We start from the raw sequence: 9,603 nt of genomic DNA, 5'->3' as shown, positions 1-9,603 counted from the left end.
CGGATCATCTGCAACTGCTGGCAACCAATCGGCTCAACATTATCAACTGACTGTTGCACTTGGAACCTGAGGCCGCCCAGCCTTATTGGAAAACCGGTATTGACCTCAAGTTAAGTCGGGGTTTTAGAGTGGCGTCCGGATGCTCTCGCTGCTTTCGGAAACGAACTCACAAAGGACCAGCAATGGACACTCCGACGTCACTGCTGATTTTTCAGATCACCTGCTGCATTGGCTTTAGCCTGTGGCTGAGTATAAGCCTGATCAACAACCTGCAGGCCTTTGCCAGCTCAGCCGGGGCGATCGGGGAGACCATGTCGATGGCGCCGCTGGCCCAACCTCCCGGAATCAGCCTCCCTCTGCTGGTGCGAGCGATGACCCCTCACGCCATCCATCGCTTGGCCTTGTCGATCATAGTGCTGACACAGGCAGCCGCCGTTCTCGCGGCTTGGAGGTGGCGCGGCCCTGGTTGAACTTGGCCTCGAGCGCAACGCTCAGGTTCCTGCTTGCGATGCTGCTGGGCGGGATATGGTTCGGGTACTGGATGCGCCAGGAAGTGTTGCAACTGACCCATCTGCTGATGATGGTCTGGATCCTGCTGCACTCAGTCGTACTGAATGTGCGGTGGAGTTGAACGGCCCAGTGAACCTTGGAGCATTTCAGCTAAAAGGAGCAACAGATGAAGATGATGATCGTAGGCGCCGGCAGAGGGTTGGGCCGGGCTTTGCTCGAAGGGCTCGGCAAGCCAGGGGACACGCTGATCGGCGTATCACGCAAACAGCCGTCAGACTTGGCCCTTGCCCCGGGCATCGATCTGCACTGGATCGATGCCGACCTTGCCAAGCCAACGGCGGCTGTGGCACAGATCGCGGATCGGACTCCTGCCGATCTGGATGTCCTGATCTACAACGTTGGCATCTGGGAAGAACACGCCTTCAGCGATCACTATGCATTCCTTGACGACAGCGACGAATCGATCACCAGGCTGGTCGAGGTGAATATCACGGCCACGCTGCTTCTGCTCAAGCGGCTAGTGCCCAAGTTGCTTGGTGCGCTCCGGCCGCAGTTGATCCTCACCGGTTCGACCTCAGCTCTTCGTCAGAGTGGGCGCCCGGAGGTAGCGTTCGGCGCCTCAAAGTTCGCCCTCAACGGCATGGCTGATGCACTGCGCGAAGGTTTCAGGGATGACAACCTGGCGGTGACCGTGCTTCACCTGGGTTATCTGAATACCGACGACTCCCTGAACACGCCATTGGCGCAAGCCGCAGCACGTGGCGAGCGGCGCCAGGTACCGGTGCATGATGTGGTCACCATGGTCGACGCGCTGTTGCGCTTGTCCGGGGCTTCGTTCGTACGGGAGCTGATCTTGCCGGCTATCGGCGATGAGCGCTTCTGACGCCAAAGCTGCCATCAGCCCTCAAGTTTGGTGGCTGTGCTGCCGTCGGTACTCGCCCGGTGTCATGCCTCTTCAGGCTCGAAGCGCGCAGGAAAGAAATGGAATTCATAAACTCAACCAGAAACGCGATTTCCCCTGGGGACAGGTTTGAGCGAAACGGCCTGTAGCCGTGCCGTTTCGTCTTCTTTTGAATCGAGAGCTACGCAAAACCACCCCTGCAGAGAGTTCGCTTGAGCGGTTAGGGCGACTGTGATCACGCCGGAATGGTGTCCTTTTTCCACTGCGCTGTAGGAAAATCCCTCTTTTTTGATAGGCTTCTGCCGTCAGTCGAGAGGAAAATGGAATGCCCGTCGTCATCGTTGAAAACGATACATCACAGTGGGAAGACCAGACAGGCGCTGTCTATCACTTCCCCAAGCGTTACCAAACCTTGCTCGCTCAGGGAACCGAGGTTGTTTACTACAAAGGGCGTATCAAAGATAAAGCCTTTGCCTCGGTCCGTCTGAGTGCCAATCCGCACTATTTTGGCAAGGCACGTATAGGCAAGGTCTACGCAGATAGCAGTAGTAATAAGGGTGATCTTTTTGCTTTGATTGAAAATTTCACTCCATTTGAAAGCGCTGTTCCCGCCAAAATCGACGGCGCGTACATGGAGACTATCCCCGGCAGCCGCGCGAGTAACTACTGGCGTGACGGGGTTCGGCTCATTTCTCAGTCTGATTACGACGCTATCTTAAGCCACGCGAAGCTTTTAGATCCGCGGTTGGATACTGCTCTACCGCAGTCAGAAGACGATCCGATTACATTTGAATCGTCTAATGAAGGCAGCAAGACAAGCTACTTTGGAACCCGATACGAACGCCGGAAAGATCTTAGGATTAAGGCCATCGCTATTCACGGGCTTGACTGCAAAGCATGCGGTTTTGATTTCGAGCAGGCTTACGGCGAATATGCAAAGGGCTTCATTCACGTTCATCACGTAGTACCTATCTCGAAATTTGGTGGAGAACAGGCTGTGAATCCTGAGACAGACCTCGTAACGTTATGTGCCAACTGTCATGCGGTAGTCCACCGCAAGCGCGACATGACCCTCAGTGTCGATGAGCTGAAAGGCATGTTACGCGGACGATGGGTCATCGAACCTCAGTAGGCATACACATCCAAGCGTACCCGGGATATAGCCTAGCTACAGCGTTCAATCCAATAATATGAGTATCTTCTGACACGGCAATAGCTCTCGCTGAAGCAATGCACAATGGAGGTGGTATGCTCTTTGTTCGCCCTGTAGCAGCATCTGATTGGCGATCTTATCGGGATCTACGTCTGCGGGCCCTACGTGACTCTCATGAGGCGTTCGCGAGTACTCACGAGCGCGAATCAGTCCGGGCCGACGATGATTGGCGAGCCCGCGTATCAGCCGTCGCTAGCTCCAGCACTGCTCAAGCTTTCTTCGCTCATTGGAATAATGAGGCGTGTGGCTTGGTGTGGTGCAAGGCATCCGACGTTGAGTCAAGCGTTGTCGAGATTTTCCAGATGTGGGTTGCGCCTGATGCACGTGGGCTCGGAGCCGGGAGTGCCTTGCTTGAGAGGGCTATCACATGGGCTGAAGATCGCGGTGCGGCATGTGTCCGTCTTGGTGTGACGATTGCAGATAGCCCGGCGATGCACTTGTACAAAGCGAGCGGATTTCATGCAGCCGGTGCACCGGAGCCTTTGCGTGAAGGTTCGGCTTTGATGTCGCAATCGATGGAGCTGAATCTTGGATCACGTCTAGCAAGAAAGGGGCAGGGGCTAGGTCGTTGAGTCGCCTTCAAAACCGGAAGTCCCATAGGTCTTGAAGGCACCCAGTCAATGATGAGTCATTCAGCGCATCATCCCCAGCTCCGCATCATCCATCAGCGCTTTGGCCAAAGCGCAAAGGTAGTGGGAGGCCCAAATCAGCTGTGGCTTGTCTTCCATCAAGCCATCCAAGGTCATATCCCTTGCGTAGCCCATCAGCTCTGATGCTTGTTCCCGCGCGCTCTGGCAAGGGATACCGGCTTCAATGCGAAACAGGGGATGGGTCTGGTTTTCACCCTGATAGAAGGTGGTTTTGCCGACGGTGAATTTGGTTTCATCTGTGGACATTGGTCAATCTCCCCGAAATCTCTAGTGCCTGGGTTGGCCTCTCGCCGGCAAGCCAGCTCCTACAAGTGCTGCATAGGCTTCACGATCTGCGACATGGCTCAGATCCATGTGGAGGCTCGGCTTGCAGGCGTTTGGGTGCCTGGGCAACACATCAATTAGGCTTCAGTGCGAAGTCCCAGGCTCAGTGGGCATCTGCACTTGGACTATTGCGGACTCCAGTAAAGCCCGCAGCGTCTCCAGTTCATGCATCGAGGTCATCATCAAAATCGATGCTGGCGACTTGGGCTGTAGCAGCATTGCCTGATGCACGACAGTCGCAGCGCAAAGCGCGTAGTCCGAGGCTTCGATGAGGGTATCTTCGAGGCAGAGAGTCTTGTGGGGTGGATCTGGAACGATCTTGAGCATGGTGAAACTCCAACGTCGGAAAGTGGAGCTACCTCAACCTCGCTGTCAAACAAGATGGTGGCAGCTGTACGCGGGTTGACAGACCGAGACGTTGGCACTCGGCGCACCAGAAGGTGCCCACACGTACAGCCGCCATGAAAGCGAGCACATGAGGACAACGTCAGCGGTCTGTCAAAACCGGTCGCTGAATTGGCAGCGACAGGTCGAGACTAGGGCTGACTATTTCCATGTGCAACGAAAAACAGGCGCGAGGAGTATCTTTGGGAAATGGCCTACAAGGAAGGGGTTATTTCTGATTTTTCGACCCGCTGCCGTTCCTCAAGACGTCGACAGGAAACAGGCGGGCAAAAGAAAGCCCGCCGAGGCGGGCTAAGTACTATCACGTAGGGATAGCTTGATACTGCCCAAGCCACTGTGAAAATGGGGTGAAAGAAAAGTCCCCAGAATGTGATCAGCCAGCGACGTTAGCGGGGCCTTGCGCCCTTTACAGCTGGGCTTTGTGCCGCTGGTAGCGCTGAAAACGGGTAACAGCGATCTGGACGGCAGCTGCCACGAGGCACAGCAGGCCGATTTTCCAGCTGCCCTCCAGGCCGTAATGCTCGGCGATTTTTCCAGTGAGTAGGACGCTAACGAAGATGGCGAAAGGCAGGATCAGTTTGTTCATCGGGTCTTCCAGCAGGCTGCAAATGGCTTGGGTGAGGATGCAGTCACCCAGCGGAAATGCCGCGATCTTAGCAAATCCGCTACCGGCTTTGTGGTCACATCCCCAGCGGCTGCAAGGTCTGCTGTCTGTAGCGCGATAATAGCAAAGGGGCAGCATGGACTTCCGCCGTTCGGCGCTCGAAACTGATCCACTCTCATCTCGACCAGGGCAGGTCATGAATAACCTGAAACGGACCACCTCTCTCATCCTACTGCTGGCAGTGGCTTCGTTAACCGCTTGCGTCCCTTGGAAACGCGAGCGTGCCGCCTACGCGGACCTCTGCGAATCCCAGTTCCAGTTCAAGGTGCCAGGGCCGCAGGGTGAGACCACGCTTTACCTGGAAACCTACCTCTACGACCACGCCGCCCTATGGGGCGAAAAGCCCTACAAGCAAGCCCTGTACGTGCAGTACCCGGGCGAGAAGTACTCGCGGCAGGAATTTTATGTGCAAATGGTCGCCTACAACAAAGACCGTCAGCGCCCGTCGACTGGTTCCAAGCGTGGCGAGCCGCCGATACCGGTGCTGTACGACAGCCGTCAGGCTTACATTACCTTTGAAGACGGTTCGCGGCTGAATGCACGGCCCCAGGTGTACGTGGGCGTCAACGAGACCTACGACTTTCCGTTGGTAAATGAGAAGACCGCCCGGCGATCGCCGTACGACATCAACAGCGATGAAGTGCATCGGATGATTCCCAGGATGACCAACAACAAGCGCTATGGCTCGGCGTATGTGATTTTCCAGACGGACAAGTTCGATGCGGACTCCAAATGGACGATCCATCTGGGGGCACTGGATGTGCAGGGCCGTAAGGTGCAGATTCCGCCGCTGAAGCTCTGCTATCACCCGGTGAAGAAATGGATTGGGATTGAGCCGCTGATGAGGCCTTAAGGGTATTTCCGAAATGGGCCGGGGTGGGGCCGGGCCTGAGGTCGGCCAGCTATGGCCAATGGGGCCGCTTTGCGGCCCATCGCAGGCAAGCCAGCTCCTACAGGTGCGGTGCATGGCTTGCTTTTGGGGCTTGAGGCTTGGTCAGCCGTGGTCAGTCAACCCACCGCCACAGGGGCTCGTCCAGCAAACCGCCCCCTCGCAACTGCGTTTGCCCGTGGTGCTTCTCAAGCTCCAGCACATTGCACCCGTCGCACGCGGTCAATGCGTCGATCAGCGGCTTGCTGTGCGACACCACCCACACCTGGCTACGTTGCGAAGCGCGGATGATCAGGCGGGCCAGCGCAGGGAGCAGGTCGGCATGCAGGCTGGTTTCCGGTTCGTTCAGCACCATCAGTGACGGCGGGCGTGGTGTCAGCAGCGCCGCCATTAGCAACAGGTACCTCAAGGTGCCATCCGACAATTCAGCACCCCCTAACGGGCGCAGCAGCCCATGCTGGTGTAGCCGCACGCTGAACAGCCCGCCCGGCGGTGCATCGATCGCCAGGCGGCTGCCGGGAAACGCGTCGTCCAGCGCCGCTACCAGGTCTTCGACATCACCTATCTCGATAATGGTCTGCAGCGCCGAAGCGAGGTTGCGGCCGTCGTGATGCAACACTGGCGACCGGGTACCCAGCTGTGGCTGTCGGCAAGGCGCGTCGCGGTCGATGCGAAAGTGGTCGTAGAACCGCCAGCTGTTGATGAACGCGCGCAGCTCACCAATCTCTGGCGCCTGGCGGGGCCGGCCGACGATGTTGAAAAAGCTTTCGCCGCTGTCGGCATGCTGATCGAGCACCGCCCAGCTGCGGCCCTCGCGGGCGCGCACCAGGGCGTTCTTGCGCTCGACCAGCAATGAAGCGGGCCGGTAGGCGCCAGCGCCCCAGATGGCCTCGCACTTTATCTCAGGGTCGAGCATGAACGCGGTTGGATACGGCAGGGGAATCGGCAGGCCGAGGGAGATGGCAAAACCGAAATGCTCGGTGGCAAAGCCCAGGCGCAGGCGCCTGGCTTCGCTCGGGTGCTGGCCTTGGATGGGCACTTCGCCGCGCCTCATCCGTGCGCTGGTTTCCGGGCCAGCCCACCAGGTCGAATCCAGCCCGCCTTCACGGGCCAGGGCTTCGATCACGCCGCCCTGGGCGGTTTCGGCCAGCAGGCGCAGGGCTTTGTACAGGTTGGATTTGCCGCTGCCGTTGGCACCGGTCACCAGGTTGAGTTGGCCTAACGGCAACACCAGGTGGTTGATCGAGCGGTAGTTGCCGATGGCGAGGGTGGTGAGCATGCGGTGCGTCCCAGCTTGACTGAGTGAGCGATTGTGGCCGAACTGCACCTGGCTTACTACCGCTCAACACGGCTGCGGGGGAGGGGCATGCACCCATCAAAAGCCGTTCCGCTTGGCTGCCGTCACCGAAAGTTGTCACGGCCATTGCGAAATTCCTGGTTTCGGCTAACTTGTACAAAAAACTGTACAAGCATGAGAGGTTGTACATGTCTTGCAAGTGGCCCTTCACGCTGTACTTTGACGGCGCCTGCCCATTGTGCGCTCGGGAGATAGCCTTTCTGCGCAGGCAATCGACCGGGGCAAAGCTCATCCTGGTGGACATCAGTGATGACGATTTCGATACGGCAGCATTGGGCTTGACGGTTGAGCAACTGAGGTCGTGCCTGCATGGAAGGTTCGCGAGCGGGCACTGGGTTACAGGCTTGGACGCCACCTTGTGGAGTTGGCGTGCTGCCGATGTGGGGATGTGGGTCGCGCCACTGGCCTGGCGTCCGCTACGTCCCCTGTTTTCGGTGCTTTACAGACTGTTCTGCCGTTTGAGGCCACACTTGGCCTGGCTACCACATCCCGCTGGCGGGCACCGCTGTAGCGGTGAGGAGTCCAAATGTCACATTCGTTAGCCGAGCACTATCATGAAATCCTGGTCGGTATTGGTGAAAACCCCCAGCGCGAAGGGCTCCTGGACACACCCCAGCGTGCGGCCAAAGCGATGCAGTACCTGTGCAACGGGTATGCGCAGAATCTTCACGAGGTCGTGAACGGTGCTTTGTTCGAGAGTGAAAACGATGAAATGATTGTGGTGCGGGACATCGAACTCTACTCCTTGTGCGAACACCACCTGTTGCCATTCATTGGCAAGGCGCATGTCGCGTACCTGCCAACAGGGCGCGTGTTAGGGCTTTCCAAGGTTGCACGCGTGGTGGACATGTTCGCCCGTCGTTTACAGATACAGGAAAACCTCACGCGGCAAATTGCGTATGCCGTGCAGGAGGTCACAGATGCCGCAGGGGTAGCGGTCGTGATCGAAGCCAAGCATATGTGCATGATGATGCGCGGTGTAGAGAAGCAGAACTCGGTGATGATGACATCCGTGATGTTAGGTGAATTTCGCGACGCCCCGTCGACGCGGCACGAATTCCTTAACCTCATTGGACGACACAATTGACACCCGGTCCTGAACCGCTGCGAAGGGGCGCCCAGATGAATACCGATGCTACTGCTTTATCTCCAAGCCGCTTCGCTGTCCTGGGGTACGGCGGTCTGCTGCCGTTTATTGGTTTGACGTTGCTCATCTTTTTTGGGGCTGAATATCGAGCGTTTTTCTCGATGATGCTGGTGGGCTATGGCGCGGTGATATTGAGCTTCGTCGGTGCCCTGCACTGGGGGTTCGCCATGACGTTGCAGGGGTTGCCCGCGAAGCAGCGTCAAGAGCGACTGGTGTGGAGTGTCATACCGGCCCTGATCGGTTGGGTTGGCACGTTGCTGCCTGTGCCATTGGGGTGCCTGGTGTTGACCTTTGGTTTTATCGGCCATCTTTGGCAGGACCACAAACTGGCGCAAGCGGTGCCTGGGTGGTATCTGCCGATGCGCGTGCAGCTCACTGCTGTAGCGAGCCTCTGTTTGCTGATCAGTGGACTTGCGGTATCCCTTCATTTTTGAAACCCCAAGCCACCCTTGATGAGTCACTTCTCCGGCCCACCCCAAATATCTGTCCCGATGCACACAACCCCGTCAAATAACAAACGCGCCGTTCTCACCAACCCGCACCCTTTGATCACGCCATGTTCCAGGCTGATTTCCACCGTAAATTCCCCACTCGGATGCTCCACCGCCAAACGCTGACGATCACCGCCTGGCGTGCGGGCAAGGCCCTGTGCAACCGACCCTTCAATCAAGCAGGCCGTAGCGACACTTACCGCACCAAACACCCCGATGGACGCATGGCAACGGTGCGGGATGAACGAGCGCGTATTGACCGTGCCGCCGTTGCGCGGTGCCGACAGCAGGCACATTTTCGGCACATTACGCTGGCTCACATCACCCAGGTTCATGCGTGGGCCCAGGTGCAGGCGGATAGCCTCCAGGCGTGTTTTCAGGGCGCTGTCGGCCTCCAGCGTTTCGCAAGGCTCGTAGCCCGTCACGCCAAGGTCTTCGGCACGCAGCAGCACTACCGGCATGCCGTTGTCGATGCAGGTGACTTCCAGGCCATCGACACGGTCGCGGCTGTTGCCGGTGGGCAGCAGGGCTCCGCAGCTGGCGCCGGCCACGTCGGCAAACGTCACCACCAGCGCCGCCGCCCGGCCCGGCACCCCATCAATGTGGGTATCGCCGGCGTACTCCACTTGGCCATCGGTGGTCGGCACCTGGGCGATGGCGATCTGCCCGGTGTTTTCCATGAAGATGCGCACCGGTGTGCTCGCGCCGCTGGCGGTCACCAGGCCGCGCTCGAGGGCGAACGGCCCTACGCCGGCCAGGATGTTGCCGCAGTTCTGCCCATAGTCCACCCGTGCCTCGTCCACCACCACCTGAGCGAACAGGTAGTCGACGTCGGCGTCATCGCGCTGCGAGGCGCGGATGATGGCGACTTTGCTGGTGAGCGAGTCGGCGCCGCCGATGCCGTCAATCTGCCGGGCATCGGGCGAGCCCATCACCGCCAGCAGCACCCGGTCACGCAGCGGGCCAGGGGCGGGCAGGTCGTCATACAGAAAATAGGCGCCCTTGGAGGTGCCGCCGCGCATCAGCAGGCAGGGGATGCGGGTCTGGCCCAT

General features: G+C 58.4%; 12 protein-coding genes and 1 pseudogene. 8 read left to right on the top strand and 5 right to left on the bottom strand.

Features of this window, described 5'->3' with window-relative positions; genetic code table 11:
* Positions 1-182: 182 nt before the first annotated feature.
* The 4 genes and pseudogenes from LU684_RS15595 to LU684_RS15580 all read left to right on the top strand — a co-directional run bounded on the left by LU684_RS15595 (position 183) and on the right by LU684_RS15580 (position 3,196).
* Positions 183-631, top strand: a pseudogene (locus LU684_RS15595) (DUF2165 family protein).
* Between the two features lie 45 nt (positions 632-676).
* Positions 677-1,393: an SDR family NAD(P)-dependent oxidoreductase gene (locus tag LU684_RS15590; protein ID WP_016487737.1), complete on the top strand. Its 717-nt coding sequence runs from the start codon at positions 677-679 to the stop codon at positions 1,391-1,393.
* Positions 1,394-1,736: 343 nt separating this feature from the next.
* Positions 1,737-2,543, top strand: coding sequence for an HNH endonuclease (locus LU684_RS15585; RefSeq protein WP_016487736.1), 807 nt, complete (start codon positions 1,737-1,739; stop codon positions 2,541-2,543).
* 98 nt (positions 2,544-2,641) lie between these two features.
* Positions 2,642-3,196 carry a GNAT family N-acetyltransferase gene (locus LU684_RS15580; RefSeq protein WP_080641064.1) on the top strand — a complete coding sequence of 185 codons (555 nt, stop codon included), beginning with the start codon at positions 2,642-2,644 and terminating at the stop codon, positions 3,194-3,196.
* Between the two features lie 60 nt (positions 3,197-3,256).
* Here LU684_RS15580 and LU684_RS15575 read toward each other — a convergent pair whose 3' ends face one another.
* The 3 genes from LU684_RS15575 to LU684_RS15565 all read right to left on the bottom strand — a co-directional run bounded on the left by LU684_RS15575 (position 3,257) and on the right by LU684_RS15565 (position 4,589).
* Positions 3,257-3,520 carry a DUF3077 domain-containing protein gene (locus LU684_RS15575; protein ID WP_196174556.1) on the bottom strand — a complete coding sequence of 88 codons (264 nt, stop codon included), beginning with the start codon at positions 3,518-3,520 and terminating at the stop codon, positions 3,257-3,259.
* 162 nt (positions 3,521-3,682) lie between these two features.
* A complete protein-coding gene (locus LU684_RS15570) occupies positions 3,683-3,925 on the bottom strand; it encodes a hypothetical protein (RefSeq protein ID WP_059396186.1) in 243 nt (80 codons plus the stop codon).
* A gap of 484 nt (positions 3,926-4,409) precedes the next feature.
* Complete coding sequence (locus LU684_RS15565) at positions 4,410-4,589, bottom strand: hypothetical protein (protein ID WP_016487733.1); 180 nt, start codon at positions 4,587-4,589, stop codon at positions 4,410-4,412.
* A gap of 214 nt (positions 4,590-4,803) precedes the next feature.
* On the opposite strand from LU684_RS15565, the gene LU684_RS15560 reads away from it, so the two are divergent.
* Positions 4,804-5,520, top strand: a complete 717-nt coding sequence (locus LU684_RS15560) for a hypothetical protein (protein WP_232894810.1) — start codon at positions 4,804-4,806, stop codon at positions 5,518-5,520.
* 151 nt (positions 5,521-5,671) lie between these two features.
* Here the strand turns inward: LU684_RS15560 and LU684_RS15555 are convergent, their stop codons facing one another.
* Complete coding sequence (locus LU684_RS15555) at positions 5,672-6,835, bottom strand: AAA family ATPase (protein WP_232894809.1); 1,164 nt, start codon at positions 6,833-6,835, stop codon at positions 5,672-5,674.
* 206 nt (positions 6,836-7,041) lie between these two features.
* Between LU684_RS15555 and LU684_RS15550 the strand changes: the two genes are divergently transcribed.
* The 3 genes from LU684_RS15550 to LU684_RS15540 are packed head-to-tail and all read left to right on the top strand — an operon-like array spanning position 7,042 to position 8,494.
* Positions 7,042-7,455 (top strand): thiol-disulfide oxidoreductase DCC family protein, encoded by a 414-nt coding sequence (locus LU684_RS15550; RefSeq protein ID WP_197889144.1) that lies wholly within the window; start codon positions 7,042-7,044, stop codon positions 7,453-7,455.
* Positions 7,440-8,000, top strand: coding sequence for a GTP cyclohydrolase I FolE (folE, locus tag LU684_RS15545; RefSeq protein WP_016487730.1), 561 nt, complete (start codon positions 7,440-7,442; stop codon positions 7,998-8,000). The genes LU684_RS15550 and folE overlap by 16 nt, the downstream gene beginning before the upstream one ends.
* 35 nt (positions 8,001-8,035) lie before the next feature.
* Positions 8,036-8,494: a DUF3429 domain-containing protein gene (locus LU684_RS15540; protein ID WP_197889132.1), complete on the top strand. Its 459-nt coding sequence runs from the start codon at positions 8,036-8,038 to the stop codon at positions 8,492-8,494.
* Positions 8,495-8,517: 23 nt separating this feature from the next.
* Here LU684_RS15540 and LU684_RS15535 read toward each other — a convergent pair whose 3' ends face one another.
* Positions 8,518-9,603, bottom strand: a complete 1,086-nt coding sequence (locus LU684_RS15535; RefSeq protein ID WP_191086740.1) for a 4-oxalomesaconate tautomerase — start codon at positions 9,601-9,603, stop codon at positions 8,518-8,520.

It is taken from the genome of Pseudomonas sp. NMI542_15 (assembly GCF_021283425.1).
Taxonomy (GTDB): Bacteria; Pseudomonadota; Gammaproteobacteria; order Pseudomonadales; family Pseudomonadaceae; genus Aquipseudomonas; species Aquipseudomonas fortuita.
The sequence above is the reverse complement of the archived record's forward strand: the minus strand, read 5'-3'. Positions and strand labels throughout refer to the sequence as shown.

Bases quoted from the DNA above. Each gene is read 5' to 3' on its own strand.
- LU684_RS15590 (WP_016487737.1), top strand. From the start codon at position 677: ATGAAGATGATGATCGTAGGCGCCGGCAGAGGGTTGGGCCGGGCTTTG.
- LU684_RS15585 (WP_016487736.1), top strand. From the start codon at position 1,737: ATGCCCGTCGTCATCGTTGAAAACGATACATCACAGTGGGAAGACCAG.
- LU684_RS15580 (WP_080641064.1), top strand. From the start codon at position 2,642: ATGCACAATGGAGGTGGTATGCTCTTTGTTCGCCCTGTAGCAGCATCT.
- LU684_RS15575 (WP_196174556.1), bottom strand. From the start codon at position 3,520: ATGTCCACAGATGAAACCAAATTCACCGTCGGCAAAACCACCTTCTAT.
- LU684_RS15570 (WP_059396186.1), bottom strand. From the start codon at position 3,925: ATGCTCAAGATCGTTCCAGATCCACCCCACAAGACTCTCTGCCTCGAA.
- LU684_RS15565 (WP_016487733.1), bottom strand. From the start codon at position 4,589: ATGAACAAACTGATCCTGCCTTTCGCCATCTTCGTTAGCGTCCTACTC.
- LU684_RS15560 (WP_232894810.1), top strand. From the start codon at position 4,804: ATGAATAACCTGAAACGGACCACCTCTCTCATCCTACTGCTGGCAGTG.
- LU684_RS15555 (WP_232894809.1), bottom strand. From the start codon at position 6,835: ATGCTCACCACCCTCGCCATCGGCAACTACCGCTCGATCAACCACCTG.
- LU684_RS15550 (WP_197889144.1), top strand. From the start codon at position 7,042: ATGTCTTGCAAGTGGCCCTTCACGCTGTACTTTGACGGCGCCTGCCCA.
- folE (WP_016487730.1), top strand. From the start codon at position 7,440: ATGTCACATTCGTTAGCCGAGCACTATCATGAAATCCTGGTCGGTATT.
- LU684_RS15540 (WP_197889132.1), top strand. From the start codon at position 8,036: ATGAATACCGATGCTACTGCTTTATCTCCAAGCCGCTTCGCTGTCCTG.
- LU684_RS15535 (WP_191086740.1), bottom strand. From the start codon at position 9,603: ATGGGCCAGACCCGCATCCCCTGCCTGCTGATGCGCGGCGGCACCTCC.